A 17,856-nucleotide genomic window follows, 5' to 3' on the forward strand; every position below is an offset into this window, starting at 1 on the left:
CGAGATCGGGGTGAACCGGCGGTTAATCCCGGCCGGTCAGGAGACCCCGTCGCGCGCAGCGGTCACAGCGGAAGCGATATGGGCGGCACCGGCCGGGTTGTGGGAGGCCCCTCCGGTACAGAGCGACAGATTACCGGGGATTTCGGACCCTTCTGCCACCCCCTGCGCCACTGCCCCGCGGGCCGATTCGTAGCCGTCCGGTCGAGCTGCCAGGTGGCCGCCGGTACGGGCCGCCGCCTCGGGCAGGTCGGCAGCGGTCGCGTGCTCGGGCTCGCCCGCGTGCCAACGGTCGCCGCCCGCCGCGCGGGCGCGGGCCAGGGCCTGGTCGGCGGCGCGCAGCAGCAGGGCGGCGTGGGCGCCGTCGCCGGGCAGGCAGGCGATGCCGACGGCCGCCGTCAGGCCGTTGTCACCGGCCGGCAGGCCGGGCTGGGGTGCGACGGGCGACCAGTCGAGCAGCCGGTGCCTGCGGACCGTCCAGCAGAGCCGCTCGGCGACGTGCACCGCGCCCGCGAGATCGGTGTCGGGCAGCACGATCAGGAACTCCTCACCGCCGTACCGGGCGAGGGTGTCGGTGCGGCGGATCTCGACGCTGAGCCGCTGGGCGAGATCCCGCAGCACCGCCCCGGCGCGGCCGCGCCCGTGCTCCGCGACGATCGCCTCGAACCCGGCGATCTCCAGCATCAGCAGCGCGAGCCTCGGCTCCTCGCCGGGCTCGGCCCGGCGCGTCCGCTCGACCTCGCGGTCGAGGGTGAGCTGCAGGTGGCGGTGGTTCCAGACGCCGGTCAGCGGGTCGCAGGAGGCGGTGCGCTGGAGCGCGGCGCACTCGGCCTCCAGGGCGGCGAGCCGCTCGCGCAGCCCGGCCTCCCGCTGCTCGGCCCCTGCGGTGGCCCGCCGCCCGCGCAGCCCGGCGACGGCGGCGGCGGCCAGCGCGGGGGCGCTGAGCACGGCCAGGGCCTGGACCAGGAGCGGGCTGGACATCCGGTGCCTTCCGCGTGTCAGGCTCGCCCCTGTGGGCGGGCCGTCCGACGAACCGAGAGCGAACTGAGGAGCATCCATTGCACAACGAGAAGGCCGAGTTGAGGTCACGCCTGCTGACGGAGCGCCGGGCACTTCCCCCCGAATGGCGTGAAACCGCCGCCGCCGGGCTCGCCGAGCACGCCGTCGGGCTCGCCGAGCCGGGCAGCACCTGCGCCGCGTACGTCTCGGTCGGCGCCGAACCGGGCACCCGCCCGCTGCTGGACGCACTGCGGGCCCGGGGGGTGCGGGTGCTGCTGCCCGTCCTGCTGCCCGACAACGACCTCGACTGGGCCGCGTACGAGGGCCACGAGCGGCTCGCCCCCGCCGGGCGCGGCCTGCTGGAGCCGGTCGGCGAGCGGCTGGGGGTGGCGGCGGTCTGCGAGGCGGCGCTGGTGCTGCTGCCCGGCCTGGCCGTCGACCGGCGGGGCCTGCGGCTGGGCCGGGGCGGCGGCTCGTACGACCGCGTCCTCGCCCGGCTGGAGCGGGCCGGGGTCACGCCCCGGCTGGTCACGCTGCTGTACGCGCACGAGTACCTGGAGGAGGTGCCGGCGGAGGCGCACGACCTGCCGGTGCACGCCGTCGTGACGCCTGACGGGGTGCACCGGATCGGTTGACGCCCGGGGCCGGCACCTCAGCCGGCGGTCGTCAGCCGGCCGTCAGGACCAGCTTGTCCTTGGCGGCCTGCTCGACCTTGTCCGGGGAGTACGCCCAGGGCAGGAGCTCACCTCGGGCCCAGAGGGCGGTCTGGTCGTTGTAGTTGGGGTGGAAGGCGTGGCCGGAGGCGCCACCGACGTTGATCCAGTGGGAGGCGTCGAAGTTGCTGAGGTCGACGACCATCCGCATCGAGGGCACCCAGTCGACCTGGTACCCGGCGGCGGCGTTCCACCCCGAGGCGTCGACGGCCGCCGAGCCGCCGGAGAGCTGGTACGGGCCCCGGTTGAGGAGCTTGTGCACCAGGCCGGAGGCGATCGAGGAGTCGTCGGTGCCGAGGGTCGGCTCCTTGAGCGTGAGGGTGTGCAGGCGGCCCCAGCTCCAGGTGGAGATGTCCTTGCCGAGCCGGGAGGTGAGGTCCTGGCGCGCGTCCTTCATCGCCTCGCCGAGCAGGTTGGCCATGCCCTTCTGCGGGCGGTGGTCCGAGTCGATGTAGTCCCACCAACCGTTCTCCGGCTGGCTGAGCAGCCCCCGGACGGCCTCCGTCCAGCGGTCACCGCCGTCCGGCTGGGCCTTGGACGCGTCGCGGGTGCCGCACTCGGTGCCGGTCACGCTGTTGTTGAGCGCATCGTCGGGCAGCGTGTTGTCGCGCTTGGTGCGGACGAGCAGGCAGTCGCCCTTGGCCCGCAGGTCGGCGGGGAACTTCTGGCCGAAGGCGAGGGTGAGCAGCTGGCGCCAGACGCCGTTGTAGTAGGCGGCGGCGGCCGAGGAGGCGTCCTGGTGGTAGTTCCAGTCCTTGAGCAGGTCCTGCGCCTCGCGCACGTACGGGTCGCTGACGGGGACCTTGAGCAGCATCGGCACCAGGGTCTGCGCCATCACGCTGGTGTTGTCGAGCTGCATCTGCTGCATGTCGTCCGGCGAGATCTTGCCGTCGTTCTTGAGACGGCCGGTGATCTGGTCGGTGATCTCCTTGGCCCGGGTGCCGTACTCCCAGTCGTTGGTGAGCAGGTACTTGTAGCTCGGGTCGACCACGGCCTGGTTGGCCGTCACGATGTAGCCGCTGTCCGGGTTGTAGCTGTAGGGCAGCGACTTGAAGGGGATGGTGCTCTTCCAGTCGTACGACGAGTCCCAGCCGGGGGCGGGGTAGCGGCCGTCGCCCTTGCCCCGGACGGGGATGGTGCCGGGGGCCTGGTAGCCGATATTGCCGCTGGTGTCGGCGTAGATCAGGTTCTGCGCGGGGACGGCGAAGGCGGCAGCGGCGTCCTGGAAGCCGGCCCAGTCGGCGGCGCGGTCGAGCTTGAAGACCGCGTCCATGGTGGTACCGGCCTGCAGGGCCGTCCACTTGAGCGCGACGCCGTAGCCGGAGGCGCGGTCGGGGGCGGCGTTGCCGACCGGGGCGTACTTGCCGATGTCCTGCTGCTCGGTGCGCTGGTCGGAGATCAGCGGGCCGTTGTCGGTGGTGCGGACGGTGATGGTGCGGTCCTCGCCGCCGGCGACCTTGATGGTCTCCTTGCGGGTCTCGAACTTCTTGTCCTGCCCGTCCTTGAGGTAGGTGTCCGGGCCGGTGACCTTCTCCAGGTAGAGGTCGGTGACGTCGGCGCCGAGGTTGGTGAAGCCCCAGGCGATGTGCTGGTTGTGGCCGATCACGACACCGGGCATGCCCGCGAAGGTGAAGCCGCTGGTGTCGTAGCCGCAGGCCGGGCCGGTCTTCCGGCAGTGCAGGCCCATCTGGTACCAGACCGAGGGCATCTCCGGCCCGAGGTGCGGGTCGTTGGCGAGCAGCGGCTTGCCGGTGGTGGTGTGCTTGCCGGAGACCACCCAGGAGTTGGAGCCGATGCCCTGGCCCTGCGGCCCCAGCAGCTGCGGCATCGCGGAGATCTGGTCGGTCAGGCCCTGGAGCAGCGACTTGGTGGCGGCCCGGCCCTGCGCTGCGGCGGCCTGGGTTGCGGCGGCCGGGGCGGTGGAGCCGTCGGCGGGCTGGTAGACCTCGCCCGCACCGACCTTGCCGGTCTTCACGATGGTGCCGTTACGGGCGTAGGGGTAGTCCGGGTAGAGCTGGGCGATCTTGTCCGGGGTGAAGTCCTGGGCCAGCAGCGAGCGGTCGATCTCCTCCTGCAGGTTGCCGGAGAGGCTCCAGGCCATCGCCTTCAGCCACGCCACCGAGTCGACCGGGCTCCACTGCTCGGGCTTGTACGAGCCGTTGACGGCGCCGAGCATCGCGTACTCCACCGAGGCGGAGGAGCCGCCGGGGTGCTCGCCGAGCCAGGCGTTCACGCCGTCCGTGTAGGCCTGGAGGTACTTCTTGGTGTCGGCGGAGAGCTTGCTGTCGTACTCCTCCTGCGCGACCTTGCGCCAGCCCATGGTGCGCAGGAAGGAGTCGGTCTCGACCTGCCCGGAGCCGAACATCTCGGACAGCCGACCGGAGGTGATGTGCCGTCGGACGTCCATCTCCCAGAACCGGTCCTGCGCCTGCACGTACCCCTGGGCGCGGAAGAGGTCCTCGGAGGTGTCGGCGTACAGCTGCGGGATGCCCTGGGCGTCCCGCTTGACGTCGACCGGCGCCGACATCCCGGCGACATGGACGCTGCCCGAGACGTCCGGGTAGGAGGCCCGGACGGTGGCCACGGCCCAGTACCCGCCGCCGGCCACGCCTGCCACCAGCAGGACGGCCAGCACGATCACGAACAGACGGGCGCGCCGGAACTTCTTCGAGCGGGGCATCTGGCTGAGTCCTTGGCTGGGGGTCGACGGCCGTGACAGGTCACCACATTAGGGCGACTCAGGTAGCGGACATGCACGGGGGACGTCCACGGTTGGATCTGTTGGACCCTACCGGGCCTTGCTGAGCGGTGGTCGGCGGCCGGTTGACCGTCGGAGCTTCATAAAAGAACAGGTAAAATGTTAGACTGAGTAACGAACAGGGGGCCGCCCTCAGGCTTCTGAGATCCGCCCAGCTCCTGAGACCTTTGCCCCCGAGACCTTTACTTCTGAGATCCACCCCGCCGCCCGCCCTTTTGACGCCGAGGTGCCACTGCGTGACCGTCGACCACCTGAACCGCTTCATGCTCGAGTTCTCCGTGATCCTGCTGGTCGCGGTGGTCGCGGTGCGCTTCGCGACCCGCTCAGGCCTTCCCAGCCTGCTCATCTACCTCGGGATCGGCGTCGCGCTCGGCCAGAACGGCCTCGGCATCACCTTCAACAACGCCGAGCTGACGCAGGTGCTCGGCTACGCCGCCCTGGTCGTCATCCTCGCCGAGGGCGGACTCAAGACCAGCCTCAAGGCGATCAAGCCGGTGATCCCGGCCGCGACCGTCCTCGCCACCCTCGGCGTCGCCGCCAGCGTCTTCATCACCGCCGCCGGGGCGCACTGGCTCGGCGGCTTCGACTGGCGGGTCTCCCTGCTGCTCGGCGCCATCGTCTCCTCGACCGACGCCGCAGCCGTCTTCTCCGTCCTGCGCCTGGTGCCGCTGCCACCCCGGCTGACCGGTCTGCTGGAGGCCGAATCCGGCTTCAACGACGCACCCGTCGTCATCCTGGTGGTCGCCTTCGCCACCACCGGCCCGCTCGACTCCTGGTACGTCCTGGTCGGCACGATCATCGCCGAGCTGGCGATCGGCCTGGCCGTCGGTTACGCCGTCGGCAAGCTCGGCGCGTACGCCGTGAAGCGCGTCGCGCTGCCCTCCTCCGGCCTCTACCCCATCGCCGTGCTGTCGCTCGCCCTGCTCGCCTACGCGGGCGGCGCCCTCCTGCACGGCTCCGGCTTCCTCGCCGTCTACATCGCCTCGGTGCTGCTGGGCAACGCCAAACTGCCGCACGGCCCCGCCGTCCGCGGCTTCGCCGACGGGCTCGCCTGGATCGGGCAGATCGGCATGTTCGTCGTGCTCGGCCTGCTCTGCAACCCCGACACCATGGGCTCGGCGATCGTGCCCGCGCTCGTCATCGGCGCCGTGCTGGTCTTCTTCGCCCGCCCGGTCTCCGTACTGCTCACCATGACGCCCTTCCGGCTGCCCTGGCGCGAGCAGGCCCTGCTGAGCTGGGCCGGGCTGCGCGGCGCCGTCCCCATCGTGCTCGCGACCATCCCGCTGGTCTCCGACATCCCGCAGGCCCAGGAAGTCTTCAACATCGTCTTCATCCTGGTCGTCGTCTTCACCCTGCTCCAGGGCCCGACGCTGCCGCTCGTCGCCCGCTGGCTGCGGATCGGCGACGGCTCGATGGGCCAGGATCTCGGCATCGAATCCGCACCGCTGGAGCGCCTGCACGGCCAGCTGCTCTCCGTCGCACTCTCCCCCGCCTCCCGGATGTCCGGCGTCGAGGTCAGCGAACTCCGGCTGCCCGCCGGGGCCGCCGTCACCCTCGTGGTGCGCGAGGGCGCCAGCTTCGTCCCCGACAAGGCGACCGTGCTGCGGGCCGGCGACGAACTCCTCGTCGTCACCACCGACGAGGTCAGCGAGGCGGCCGAACGACGGCTGCGCGCGGTCGACCAGGGCGGCAAGCTCGCGGGGTGGCTGCACGGGCGGGGGTGAGGGGCGAGGGGGCGTGCGGGCCGGGCCTTCAGGTCGTGTGTTTTCCGCGACGTTCACCTTGTGTTCGCGGGTGATTGTCGGGCTCGGCGCGTAGTATGAGAGCACAAGCTTCAGTAACAACCTGAACACCCGCTACATCTGCCTGAAGCAGAGTTGGCGCGACCGCTCGGCGGCCGCGGTCCGCAGCACCTTCTGCCCTCTGGTCCCCGTAACCCGGGAACGACCAGCCGGACCCGGTATCACCCCGGTCGACGCGCGAGAGGACGACTCTCGGCGCCGTCGGGGTCACCCATACCCCTTCCGCGCTACCAGGCAGCAGGAAGGACCGACCGTGACGGCCCCCCGAACGGTCGAGACCCCCGCACGAGTCGGCTACGGTGCGCTGCTGCGCACCCCCGGAGCATGGACGTTCCTGCTCCCCGCCTTCGCCGCGCGCCTCCCCTACGCCATGCTCAGCCTGGGCATCGTGCTACTGGTCTTCGACACCCACGGCTCGTACGGCACCGCCGGTGCCGTCGCGGCGGTCTCCGCCGTGGCCCAGGCGTTCGTCGGGCCGCAGACCGGGCGGCTCGCCGACCGGTACGGCCAGTCCGCCGTCCTGCTGCCCAGCGTCGCCGTGCACGCCGTCTCGGTCGGCGCCCTGATCGCGCTGGCCGTCGGCCACGCCCCGGTCTGGACGCTCTTCCTGGCCGCCGCCCCCGCCGGGGCCTCCGTGCCGCAGATCGGCGCGATGGTGCGCTCCCGCTGGGTCGCCAAGCTGTCGGGCGCCCAGTCGTCCGGTGCTGAGGGCTCGCCGCAGAAGCTGAACACCGCCTTCGCCTTCGAGTCCGTCACCGACGAGTTCACCTTCGTCATCGGTCCGGTGCTCGCCACCGCCATCGCGACCGCCGTCAACCCCTCCGCCGGGCTGATCGCCGAGGCCACGCTGACCGTCGTCGGCGGGCTCGCCTTCGCGGCCCAGCGCCGCACCGCCCCCGCCCGGCACCCCCTGGTGCCCGGTGCGGAGCGCGTCTCGGCCCTCTCCTCGCCCGGTGTCCGGCTGCTGGCCGGCTCCTTCCTCGGCGTCGGCACCGTCTTCGGCGCCATGCAGGTCTCCGTCACCGCCTTCGCGAAGGCGGCCGGCCAGCCGGGCGTCAGCGGCATCGTCTACGGCATCTTCGCGGGCGGCAGCATGCTGGCCGGGGCGCTCTACGGCATGGTCGCCTGGCGGCGCCCGGCCCGGCAGCGGATGCTCGGCAGCTACGCGCTGCTGGTGCTCGGCTGCTCGACGCTCTGGGCGATGCCCAACCTCACCTCCCTCGCCGTCGCCGGGCTGATCTGCGGCCTCGCCATCGCGCCGACGCTGATCACCGGGTACACCCTGGTCGAGTCGCTCGTCGCGGACGGCGCCAAGACCGAGGCCTTCACCTGGCTGACGGGCGCCATCGGGCTCGGCCTGGCCGCCGGTTCCACCGCCGCCGGGCAGCTGATCGACGGCCACGGCGCCTCGGCCGGGTTCGTGATGCCGGTCGCCGGGGCCGGCCTCGGGCTGGCCGCCCTGGTCGCGCTGCGGCGCCTGCTCGTGCCGCCGACCACCGCCAGCCGCACGGTGGCGCGCAGCGCGGCGCCTGTTGCTGTGACTGTTGCGGCGCCTGTTGCGGCGCCTGTTGCGGCGCCTGTTGCGGCGCCTGTAGCGGTGACCGTCGCTGCGCCTGTTACCGGGCAGTTGGTCGGAGCTTCGAAGGGCTGAAGTGTTCTGTCGTCCTAGCGCCTTCGGGCTATCTCACACCTGGGGCGCTGGACTGATCCAGCGGAATGCCGCATCATTGACCGTCGTTAGCACTCATCAGGCGAGAGTGCCAGGGGGAAGTGCAGGAGGAAGCCAAGTGCCCACGTACCAGTACCAGTGCACCGAGTGTGGCAGCGGCCTTGAGGCGGTGCAGAAGTTCACCGACGACGCGCTGACCACGTGCCCCGCATGCCAGGGGAAGCTCCGGAAGGTCTTCTCGGCGGTGGGTGTGGTGTTCAAGGGCTCGGGCTTCTACCGGACCGACAGCCGCTCCTCCTCGACCAGCTCGGTGAGCGGATCGTCGTCGGGGTCCTCCTCGTCGTCCTCCTCCTCTCCGTCCGCCGCTCCGGCGGCGGCCTCGGCTTCGTCGTCCTCGTCCTCGTCGAGCAGCTCGGGCTCCGGCTCGGGCTCCAGCTCCGCGAGCTGACGTACGCGCTCCGCAGGGGCCCGGCACCGTGGATCGGTGCCGGGCCTTCTGGCGTTCTCCGGGCGGCCCGGCGGCACAGCGGCACACGGGGGCCTGGGAGGGCGGCGGTTAGCCCGTGTGGGGGATGCGAGTTATCCACACCCCGGGGTTATCCACAGGTATGGGGATGGGGATTCCGCGTCTTCCGTCGGCGGCGCACTCTGGATCACGCGAGGCCGACCGGGCTCGCGTGATCCGATCAGAGGCGGTGCCACAGCCATGACCTCTCAGCTGGAGCCCCTGCTCCTCCCCTACTCCTCCCGCCCCGCCTGGGCCCCCGTGCCCACCGCCGCCCCCTCCGTGCCGCCCAGGCGTACGGTGCCCGTGTTCGCGCCGATCCGGCGTGGGTCGGGTGGGCGGCACCGGCTCCGACAGGCCGTCCGGCACCGGCCCGGGGTGGTGGTGGCCGGGCTGCTGGCCGCCTCCACCACGCTCACCGCCGGGCCGCTGCGCGTCGGGCCGCCACCGGCGGTGGTGGCTGGCCCGGCGATGGCCGGTCCAGCAGCCGCCGGTCCAGCGCCGGCTGCCCGGCAGAGCGGGGCGCCGCCCCAACCTCAGGGGGCGTCAACCACGCGCCGCCGGATTCACCCGTGACCTTGTCGGTCGATCGTCGTTCTGCGCGGCATGAAGGGCTTCAAGGAATTCCTGCTCCGCGGCAATGTCATCGACCTCGCCGTCGCCGTCGTCATCGGCGCGGCATTCACCAACATCGTCAACGCCTTCGTGAAAGGTGTCATCGACCCCATCGTCGGGCTGTTCGGCAGCGAGGATCTCGCCTCGTACTCCTCGTGCATCAAGGGCCCCTGCGCCATGGACGAGACCGGCCACGTCACCAGTGGCGTCTTCATCCTCTGGGGCTCCGTGCTGAGTGCCGTCCTGCAGTTCGTCATCACGGCCGCCGTCGTCTACTTCGCCCTGATCGTCCCCATGAAGCGCTACATGGCCAACCACAAGACGGTCGAGCAGGCCTCGGCAGAGGCCGAGGCCCAGGAGGTCGTCCTGCTCACCGAGATCCGCGACGCGCTGGTCCGCCAGGGCTGAGCCCGCTCCCCCGGCTCCCCCGCCGGCTTCCCCGTAACCGGCCGCCTCACTACCCGTGGTGCGGCGGCCGCTGACTCAGGTACCAGTCCAGCCCACGCCCGCCACCGCTCCCCGAGGCGGAGCTCTCGCCCCAGCCACCATCGGTGTCGTCACTGCTCTGGCGGTCCAGCGGGTCGCTGAAGACCAGCTTCGCCTTCCGCGGCACGTCCTGACCGTCCTGCTGCGGCTCCTGCTGCTCCGGCCGCTGCTCCTGCTGCTCGCCCATCCGACCGGCTCCTCTGCTCTGTCCTGCCGCCCGCCACCAACGACTCAAGCGTAGGCCGCACGACGATGGACCCCGGCCACGGCCGGAGAGGCCGTACCGGGGTCCACCATCCACTACTCCTGCTACTGCTGGTGCATCCTGCTCAGGCCGCCTCGAAGCCGGAGTGGTCCGCGATCTTCTTCAGCTCCGCCAAGGCGTGCTTCTCGATCTGCCGAATCCGCTCACGCGTCAGGCCGTGCTGCTTGCCGACCTCGGTGAGGGTGCGCTCGCGGCCGTCCTCCATCCCGTACCGGGACCGGATGATCGAGGCCGTCCGGTCGTCCAGCCGGCCGATCAGGTCGTCCAGCTCCTCACGGCGGAGCATGACCATCACGGCATCCTCCGGGGAGGTCGCACCGGTGTCCTCCACGAGGTCTCCGAACTGGGTCTCGCCCTCGTCGTCGACCGACATGTTCAGACTGACCGGGTCACGTGCCCAGTCCAGTACGTCCTTGACCCGCTGCTCGGTGGAGTCGAGCTCGGCCGCCACCTCCGCCGGGTCCGCCTCCCGGCCCAGTTCCTTCGCCTTCTCACGCTGCACGCGCCGGATACGCCCGAGCTCCTCGACCAGATGGACGGGCAGCCGGATCGTCCGGGACTGATCGGCGATCGACCGCGTGATCGCCTGCCGGATCCACCACGTCGCGTACGTGGAGAACTTGAACCCCTTCGCGTAGTCGAACTTCTCGACCGCGCGGACCAGACCGGCGTTGCCCTCCTGGATGAGGTCGAGCAGCGGTAGCCCGCTCCGCGGGTAGCGCCGGGCCACCGCAACCACCAACCGGAGATTGGAGCGGATGAACACGTCCTTGGCGCGCTCGGCGTCCTCGGCTATGACCTCGAGCTCCTCGCGTTTCACGCCCTTCGGGAGGGTGCCTTGCTCCAGCAGGTGCTGGGCGTAGACGCCGGCCTCGATGCGCAGGGACAGCTCGACCTCCTCGGCGGCGTCGAGCAGGGGTGTCCTGGCGATCTCGTCGAGGTACATGCCGACAAGGTCGCGGTCGGCCTCGTAGTTGGTCGGGCGAGCCGAGCGAGTCCGGTCGGCCCTTTCGCGAACGACGGCACGAGTGGCCATGCTTGCTCCCTTACTGCTGGTACCGGTCTTCCTGCTTGTCCGCCCCTGTCCGTCCGCTTTCTCTCTCCGCTCTCCACCCGGCCGGGGCCAGCCGGGGCAACAGAGATGCGGGCCTCAGAGAGGCTCACACGTAACGATCCAACGCACAGAAATCGGACAACATTCCCAACTTGGCCAGATTCCTCGTTCGATGCAGTATCCTGCGGAATTTCTCCCGGCTCATCGACCGAGCGTGACGGGGCGGCGACCTGGAGTGTCACTGCGTGCTCCCGCTACGGACAGGCGAACAACACCGGCCATCCGCAGCGTCTACCCACAAAAGATGCCAAATCGCTATCCGCTCGGCGCCGGTTCCACCACTCCCACTGGGAAGGTGTCAGCCATGCACCTGTCCACCGACGGCACCCGCACCGACCCCGGCGTCCCACCCGGCGCCGAGGCCGAGTCCGCCGTCCACCGCCGCACCCTCCGGTACGCCGTCGTCGCGCTGAGCTGCGCCGCCCTGCTCGGGTTGCTGCTGGGCCTGGTGACGAGCCACTGGGGGCCGCTGGCCCGGCTCGACCAGAGCTGGGTGAACGGGCTGCACCACTTCGCGCGGAACCACACCGCGTGGACGGCCTCGATGCAGACCCTGACCGACATCGGCGGGCCGCTCACCATGCGCGTCCTGCTCGGCCTGGCCGCCGTCTGGCTGTGGTCGGTCGGCGCACGCTTCCTCGCGAGCTGGGCCGCGGTCCTACTGCTGATCGGCTGGCTGGCCGGCGCCGCGGGCAAGGCCGCCGTCGGCCGACCCCGCCCGGTGTTCACCGACCCGGTCGCGCAGGCATCCGAGAGCTCCTTCCCGTCCGGGCACGCCCTGGCCGCCGCCGTGACCTGCGCCGCGCTGGTCATCCTGGTCTGGCCGCAGGCCAATCGGGCGGGCCGGGCGGCCGCCTGCACGGCCGCCGGGCTGGCCACCTTCGCGGTCGGCTGGACGCGAGTCGCGCTGGGCGTCCACTGGCCGACCGACGTCCTGGCCGGCTGGCTCACGGCCGGGCTCGTACTGGGCGGCATCACCGTGGTGATCGAGCTCTGGCGCCCCGGCGCCCTCGCCCGGGACGTCCGGCGGGTCAACTGGCGAACCAGACCGCGCGTGCAGCGCGTCCTGGCCGGTGGACGAGCGGGCGACCCCGACCGCAATGCCGACCCCGACTCCGAGACCGACTCCGAGCCGGACTCGGACGCCTTTCCTGACGGCCAGTGACAAAGGTCACACGCCCTCCGTGCGGCCCCGAGTCGGGGTGACCAAGTGGCGGACATGCGGAGAAGGTACGTACAGACACAGTTTAAAAACGCACCAAATTCGGGCATTAGCCCCGACTTTGACCCTCTCGCACCGATCTGTCGTGCTCCTGACCAGCTGGCCGAGATCTCCGGCACACGACACCTGCCTCCCCAACGAGTGCCGAGGTGAGGCAGACTTCTCCGGCTGGGTGCACCCGCGCTCACCCCGGTGTGGAGGGCCCGCAGCTCCACCGCCCAGGCACCGAGTGACGGGGGTCCGATGACCATGAACACGACGGGCGAGCCACACGGCTCGTACGGCGACCCGCCCACCATGCCCTTGCGGCCGATCCCCGCCATGCCCGGCGTCCCGCCGCAGCCCGGCCACGCACCCCAGCCCACTCACCCTCCGGCCGGTCCGGCTGGTGCCGTGCCCACGCCGCGCAAGCCGCAGGAGCAGCCCACTGCCCCCGCGTCGACCGCCCGCAGCGGCCTGATCATGGCGCTCGGTTCGCTGGCCTCCCGGGCGCTGGGCTTCGTGCGCAGCGCGATGATCGTCGCCGCGCTGACCACCGGGCCGATCGGCGACGCGTTCAACGTCGGCAACTCGCTGCCCAACATCGTCTACATGATGCTGATCGGCGGTGCGCTCGCCTCGGTGTTCGTCCCCGAGCTGGTGCAGGCCGCGCAGACCCACAAGGACGGCGGCGTCGCCTACACCGACCGGCTGCTGACGATCTGCGGCGTCATGCTGGTCGTCCTGACCGTCGGGGCCTGGCTCGCCGCCCCCGCCATCGTCGACCTCTACTCGAACTACACCGGCGCCCAGCGTGATCTGACGATCGCCTTCGCCCGCTGGTGCCTGCCGCAGATCTTCTTCTACGGCGTCTTCACCCTGCTCGGCCAGGTGCTCAACTCGCGTGACCGGTTCGGCGCGATGATGTGGACTCCGGTCCTCAACAACGTGGTGGCCATCGGCGTCTTCGGCCTCTACATGGTGATCGGCGGCGAGGCGACCAAGGCCGAGCAGATGACCTCCGGCCAGACGATGCTGCTGGGCCTTGGCAGCACCCTGGGCATCGTCATCCAGGCGCTCGGTCTGCTGCCGTCGCTGCGGGCGGCGAAGTTCCGTTGGAGACCGCGCTTCGACTGGCGCGGCTCCGGCCTGACGAAGCCGCTCCGCGCGGCCGGGTGGGCACTGCTGCTGGTCATCGTCACTCAGCTCTCGTTCGCCGTGATCACCCGGCTCAGCACCAGCGCCGGGAAGCACGGCGAGGCGCTGGGCCTGCCCGGTGTCGGCAACGCCGCCTACAACTACGCCTACCAGCTCTTCGTCGTCCCGCAGGGTGTCATCACCATCTCGCTGGTCACCGCGCTGCTCCCCCGGATGTCCCGCTCGGCCGCCGCCCGTGACCTGACGGCGGTCGGCTCCGACCTCGCGGGCATGCTCCGCTCCTCCGCCGGGATGATCGTCCCGGCCGCCGTGCTGCTGGTCGCGCTGGCGGAGCAGATCTGCTCCGTCGCCTACCTCTACGGCGGGATGACCCCGGACAAGGTCCAGGTCATCGCGCAGACCCTGATGGCGTTCGCGATCGGCCTCCCGGCGTTCTGCGCGCAGTACGCGCTGGCCCGGGGCTTCTACGCGATGGGTGACGCCCGGACGCCGTTCTGGCTGACCGTCGCCACCACGCTGACCAACGCCGGGTTGTCCTGCGTCGCGTACTGGCTGCTGCCGGTGCGGTGGATCATCGTCGGGATGGCCGGGGCACAGACCGTGGCCTGCGTGGTCAGCATCGTGCTCACCGGCTGGGCGCTCGGGCGCCGACTGCGGCAGGCCCCGCCTCCCGCCGGTGCGGCAGCGGCGTACAACCCCGAGGCGACGGTCATGCTCGGGCTGCGGCGCGGCCCCGCTCGGAGCGGGCTGGACGGGGGCCAGGTGGTGACGCTGCACCTGGCGATCGCGCTGGCCTGTGTGCCGGGGGCGCTCGCCGGGCACTGGATCGCGTCCGGGTGCGCGAGTGCTCTCGGGGGTGGCCTGATAGGCAACCTGATCGGGCTCGGGCTCGGTTCGCTCACCGTGCTGGCCTCGCTCTTCCTGCTGGCCCGCCCGCTCGGGGCCGGGGCGTCCGTCGCTCCGCTGGCCCGCAAGCTGCGCATCCCCTACCCCGCCCCCGCTGCGGCCAACAGCGGCAAGCACCGCCGGTAGCCCCCGGTAGCCCCCCGGTAGCCCCCCGGTCGCAGCCCACGCCGCCGCACGCCAGGCCCCGCGGCCCCGCGGCCCTGCGGCCCCGTGACAGAGCCGTGACCCTTCAGTACGCCCCCGTATGCGGTGCCGTCACGTGTAGGTGTTAGCGTCCCCGACGTCCTCCCGAGTGATCGGCACCGGCCGCGGCCCCACAGGCGCGCCGAGTGCCCCCGAAGGCCACCAGCACAAGGAGCCGGCCACCTGCGCCGGTCCACAGGGGAAGGGTCTGCAGACTCCGTTGACTTCCATACAGGGGGCCGCTCCCACCAGCGACCCGAACCACGCCGTGCCCGGCAGTACCGACCGTCGCAGCACCCACCGTCGCAAGAACCGGCTCCGCCTGCCGCTCGCGGTCACCGCCGCCATCGCGGCCTCCGCCACCGGCTTCGCCCTGCTGTCCACCGCCGCGACGACTCCCGCCGCCGCGGCCGCCGGTTCGGACGCCCTGCAGCGGCAGTTCGCCGCCGCCGCCGGTGAGTTCCACGTCCCGGCGAGCGTGTTGCTGGCGCTGTCGTACCAGCAGACCCGTTGGGAGTCCCACCAGGGTTCGCCCAGCACCACGGGCAACTACAACGTGATGGGCCTGACGCAGGTCGACGTCGCCTCGCTGACGTCGTCCGGGGCCGAGACCGACGGTCGTGGTGACGGCACCCCGGCCAAGGCGGCGCCTGCACCCGTCACGACCCCTGACAGCCCCGCCTTCCACACCCTGGACGCCGCCGCCAAGCTGATCGGCAAGCCCGCCGACCAGCTGCGGACCGACACCGCCCAGAGCGTCCGGGGCGGCGCCGCCCTGCTGGCGAAGTACCAGAAGGCGGCGGGCAAGTCGCTCTCGGCGACGCCGGGCGACTGGTACGACGCGCTGGTGGCGTTCAGCCAGTACGACGCCGCGAGCGGCGGCAGCGCCTTCGCCGACCGGGTGCTCGGGACGATCCGTTCCGGTGAGGCCCGCACCACCGCCGACGGGCAGACCGTCACGCTGGCCGCCGACAGCAGTGTCGTGGACAGGCCGCAGCTCTCCTCGCGCGCCGTCGCCCCGGGCAACGTCGAGTGCCCGCCGACGCTCGGCTGCGAGGCGAAGCCCGCCTCCTCGGACAACTACAGCACCGCGAACCGTCCGGCCGACCAGGACGCGATCCAGTACATCGTCATCCACGACACCGAGGGCTCGTACGACGGTGCCGTGAAGACCTTCCAGACCTCGGGCAACACCAGCGCGCACTACATCGTCCGCTCGGGCGACGGTCACGTCGCCCAGCTGGTGAACACCAAGGACGTCGCCTGGCACGCGGGCAACAAGACGTTCAACATGCACAGCATCGGGATCGAGCACGAGGGCTACGCCATCGGCTCGGACAGCAAGGGCAACCCGACCTGGTACTCCGAGCAGCTGTACCAGTCCTCGGCGACCCTGACGCGTTACCTCGCGGGCAGGTTCGACATCCCGCTCGACCGCCAGCACATCATCGGCCACGACGACGTGCCCAAGCCGACCGAGCTGGACAGCGCGGGCAAGCCGATCTCGATGCACTGGGACCCGGGCACGTTCTGGGACTGGTCGCACTACATGGACCTGCTCGGTGCGCCGATCCGCGCCAACATCGGCGGCTCGCTGCTGGTCGGCGGCAAGGTCACCATCGCCCCGGCCTTCGACTCGACCAACCAGCCGCCCGTGGACGGTGTTTCGGGCCGTCCGGAGAACTTCGTCTACCTGCGGACCTCCCCGGACAACAACGCTCCGCTGATCAACGGCGGCCAGACCTACGCCTCCGACGTCCGCGCGAAGGCCGTGGCCGGCGCGAGCTACGTGGTGGCCGACCAGCAGGGTGACTGGACGGCGATCTGGTACGACGGCGTCAAGGGCTGGTTCTACAACCCGAACGGCCAGAGCGCCGCCGCCGACAACCGGCAGAACCAGACCGTGCTGACGCCGCGCGCGGGCGCGAGCAGCATCCCGGTCTACGGCCGGTCGTACCCCGAGGTCGCGGCGTACGGCAAGTACCCGGGCGTCTATGACCCGGCACTCCACAACCCGATCCCGCTCAACTCGACCGTCCCGGCCGGGCAGCGGTACGTCGCGGCCAGTGACAGCCCGGTGGCCGGTGACCTGTACTACGACGGCAACCCGCAGGTGCTGGTGATCGGCAACGACAAGTACTACCCGATCCGCTACGGGCACCGGCTGGCCTTCCTGAAGTCGACCGACGTCGACGTGGTGACGGCCGTGACGCCCGCCCCGAGCGGTTACACGCCGTTCGGCCCGGCCCGGGTGATGGACACCCGGTACGGCATCGGCACCGGCATCCACCAGGCGAAGGTCGGCGCGGACAGCACCATCACGCTCCCGGTCGCCGGTGCCGGCACCGGGGTGCCGTCCGACGCCACCTCGGTGATCCTGAACGTGACGGCCGTGTCGCCGTCCGCCGGGAGCTTCGTGACGGTCTACCCGAACGGGCAGCCCCGGCCGCTGGCCTCGAACCTCAACTTCACCGCCGGGCAGACCATCCCGAACCTGGTCGTCGTCCCGGTCGTGAACGGCAAGGTCAACTTCTACAACAAGTTCGGCGCCGTCGACCTGATCGCCGACATCACCGGCTACTACACCCCGGGCGGCGCGTCGAAGTTCACCACCACGACGCCGACCCGGCTGCTCGACACCCGCCTCGGCCAGGGCGCGCCCAAGGCCAAGGTCGGTGCCGACAGCAGGGTGACGCTCCAGGTCTCCGGCAACGCCGGGGTGCCCGCCGACGCCACCGGCGTGGTGCTGAACGTGACGGCGACCGGCCCGACGGCCGGCAGCTTCGTCACGGTCTACCCGAACGGCGCGAACATGCCGACGGTCTCCAACCTCAACTTCAGCGCCGGGCAGACCATCCCGAACCTGGTGATCGTCCCGATCACCAACGGCAAGGTCGACCTGTACAACAAGTTCGGCGCCGTCGACCTCGTCGCGGACATCACCGGCTACTACACCCCGGGCGGCGCGTCGAAGTTCACCAGCGCGGGCCCGTCCCGGCTGCTCGACACCCGCCTCGGCGTCGGCGCTGCCAAGGCCAAGGTCGGTCCGGGCTCCAACGTCGCGCTCCAGGTCTCCGGCCGGGCCGGGCTGCCCACCTCCGGCGTGAAGGCCGTCGTCCTGAACGTCACCGCCGTCGCCCCGACGGCCGGCGGCTTCGTCACGGTCTACCCGGACGGCACCTCGCTGCCCACCGCCTCCAACCTCAACTTCACCGCCGGGCAGGTCATCCCGAACCTGGTCGTCGTCCCCGTCGGGGCCAACGGCAAGGTCGACCTGTACAACAAGTTCGGCGCCGTCGACCTCGTCGCCGACATCACCGGCTACTACACCGGCTGACCGCCGGCACCGCCGAGCAGCAGTAACAGCCGAGGGCCCGGCTCCCGCTACGGCGGGGGCCGGGCCGCGCGCGTAGGTGGCCAGGCTCCTTCTCGCCGGAGAAGATGTCTAGACCATGCCGGTTTCTCGAGCCCCAGGAGCCCCACCC

The 17,856-nt window shown here is 71.3% G+C and carries 13 protein-coding genes; 9 read left to right on the plus strand and 4 right to left on the minus strand.

What is annotated here, in order from left to right:
- Positions 1-36: 36 nt before the first annotated feature.
- The gene (locus ACR68M_RS13055) at positions 37-978 is read right to left on the minus strand and encodes a GGDEF domain-containing protein (protein WP_441250637.1); all 942 of its coding nucleotides are present in this window, start codon (positions 976-978) and stop codon (positions 37-39) included.
- A gap of 77 nt (positions 979-1,055) precedes the next feature.
- On the opposite strand from ACR68M_RS13055, the gene ACR68M_RS13060 reads away from it, so the two are divergent.
- Entirely contained in the window at positions 1,056-1,631 is a 576-nt protein-coding gene (locus ACR68M_RS13060) for a 5-formyltetrahydrofolate cyclo-ligase (RefSeq protein ID WP_441250638.1), read from the plus strand.
- 31 nt (positions 1,632-1,662) lie between these two features.
- On the opposite strand, the gene ACR68M_RS13065 is transcribed toward ACR68M_RS13060, so the two are convergent.
- Positions 1,663-4,389 carry a penicillin acylase family protein gene (locus ACR68M_RS13065; RefSeq protein WP_441250639.1) on the minus strand — a complete coding sequence of 909 codons (2,727 nt, stop codon included), beginning with the start codon at positions 4,387-4,389 and terminating at the stop codon, positions 1,663-1,665.
- Between the two features lie 341 nt (positions 4,390-4,730).
- Between ACR68M_RS13065 and ACR68M_RS13070 the strand changes: the two genes are divergently transcribed.
- From ACR68M_RS13070 to mscL, 5 genes are all read left to right on the plus strand, one after another.
- Complete coding sequence (locus ACR68M_RS13070) at positions 4,731-6,191, plus strand: potassium/proton antiporter (RefSeq protein ID WP_441251601.1); 1,461 nt, start codon at positions 4,731-4,733, stop codon at positions 6,189-6,191.
- A 331-nt stretch (positions 6,192-6,522) separates the two neighbouring features.
- A complete protein-coding gene (locus ACR68M_RS13075) occupies positions 6,523-7,920 on the plus strand; it encodes an MFS transporter (protein WP_441250640.1) in 1,398 nt (465 codons plus the stop codon).
- A gap of 136 nt (positions 7,921-8,056) precedes the next feature.
- Complete coding sequence (locus ACR68M_RS13080) at positions 8,057-8,386, plus strand: FmdB family zinc ribbon protein (protein ID WP_441250641.1); 330 nt, start codon at positions 8,057-8,059, stop codon at positions 8,384-8,386.
- Between the two features lie 258 nt (positions 8,387-8,644).
- Positions 8,645-9,019, plus strand: a complete 375-nt coding sequence (locus ACR68M_RS13085; RefSeq protein WP_441250642.1) for a hypothetical protein — start codon at positions 8,645-8,647, stop codon at positions 9,017-9,019.
- A 30-nt stretch (positions 9,020-9,049) separates the two neighbouring features.
- Positions 9,050-9,466 carry a large conductance mechanosensitive channel protein MscL gene (gene mscL, locus ACR68M_RS13090; RefSeq protein WP_441250643.1) on the plus strand — a complete coding sequence of 139 codons (417 nt, stop codon included), beginning with the start codon at positions 9,050-9,052 and terminating at the stop codon, positions 9,464-9,466.
- A gap of 49 nt (positions 9,467-9,515) precedes the next feature.
- Here mscL and ACR68M_RS13095 read toward each other — a convergent pair whose 3' ends face one another.
- Together ACR68M_RS13095 and ACR68M_RS13100 are read right to left on the minus strand one after the other, a co-directional pair.
- The gene (locus ACR68M_RS13095) at positions 9,516-9,731 is read right to left on the minus strand and encodes a hypothetical protein (RefSeq protein ID WP_441250644.1); all 216 of its coding nucleotides are present in this window, start codon (positions 9,729-9,731) and stop codon (positions 9,516-9,518) included.
- Between the two features lie 142 nt (positions 9,732-9,873).
- Positions 9,874-10,845, minus strand: a complete 972-nt coding sequence (locus tag ACR68M_RS13100) for a sigma-70 family RNA polymerase sigma factor (RefSeq protein WP_441250645.1) — start codon at positions 10,843-10,845, stop codon at positions 9,874-9,876.
- A gap of 382 nt (positions 10,846-11,227) precedes the next feature.
- On the opposite strand from ACR68M_RS13100, the gene ACR68M_RS13105 reads away from it, so the two are divergent.
- The 3 genes from ACR68M_RS13105 (at position 11,228) to ACR68M_RS13115 (ending at position 17,708) form a co-directional block, all read left to right on the plus strand.
- Positions 11,228-12,088, plus strand: coding sequence for a phosphatase PAP2 family protein (locus ACR68M_RS13105; RefSeq protein WP_441250646.1), 861 nt, complete (start codon positions 11,228-11,230; stop codon positions 12,086-12,088).
- Positions 12,089-12,388: 300 nt separating this feature from the next.
- On the plus strand, positions 12,389-14,314 hold the full coding sequence (gene murJ, locus ACR68M_RS13110; protein WP_441250647.1) for a murein biosynthesis integral membrane protein MurJ: 1,926 nt from the start codon (positions 12,389-12,391) through the stop codon (positions 14,312-14,314).
- A gap of 277 nt (positions 14,315-14,591) precedes the next feature.
- The gene (locus tag ACR68M_RS13115; protein ID WP_441250648.1) at positions 14,592-17,708 is read left to right on the plus strand and encodes an N-acetylmuramoyl-L-alanine amidase; all 3,117 of its coding nucleotides are present in this window, start codon (positions 14,592-14,594) and stop codon (positions 17,706-17,708) included.
- Positions 17,709-17,856 lie beyond the last annotated feature (148 nt).

This window comes from Kitasatospora sp. McL0602 (assembly GCF_052076145.1).
GTDB lineage: Bacteria > Actinomycetota > Actinomycetes > Streptomycetales > Streptomycetaceae > Kitasatospora.

Coding starts and splice junctions, on each gene's coding strand:
- ACR68M_RS13055 (WP_441250637.1), bottom strand. CDS start 978: ATGTCCAGCCCGCTCCTGGTCCAGGCCCTGGCCGTGCTCAGCGCCCCC.
- ACR68M_RS13065 (WP_441250639.1), bottom strand. CDS start 4,389: ATGCCCCGCTCGAAGAAGTTCCGGCGCGCCCGTCTGTTCGTGATCGTG.
- ACR68M_RS13070 (WP_441251601.1), top strand. CDS start 4,731: ATGCTCGAGTTCTCCGTGATCCTGCTGGTCGCGGTGGTCGCGGTGCGC.
- ACR68M_RS13085 (WP_441250642.1), top strand. CDS start 8,645: ATGACCTCTCAGCTGGAGCCCCTGCTCCTCCCCTACTCCTCCCGCCCC.
- mscL (WP_441250643.1), top strand. CDS start 9,050: ATGAAGGGCTTCAAGGAATTCCTGCTCCGCGGCAATGTCATCGACCTC.
- ACR68M_RS13095 (WP_441250644.1), bottom strand. CDS start 9,731: ATGGGCGAGCAGCAGGAGCAGCGGCCGGAGCAGCAGGAGCCGCAGCAG.
- ACR68M_RS13100 (WP_441250645.1), bottom strand. CDS start 10,845: ATGGCCACTCGTGCCGTCGTTCGCGAAAGGGCCGACCGGACTCGCTCG.
- ACR68M_RS13105 (WP_441250646.1), top strand. CDS start 11,228: ATGCACCTGTCCACCGACGGCACCCGCACCGACCCCGGCGTCCCACCC.
- murJ (WP_441250647.1), top strand. CDS start 12,389: ATGACCATGAACACGACGGGCGAGCCACACGGCTCGTACGGCGACCCG.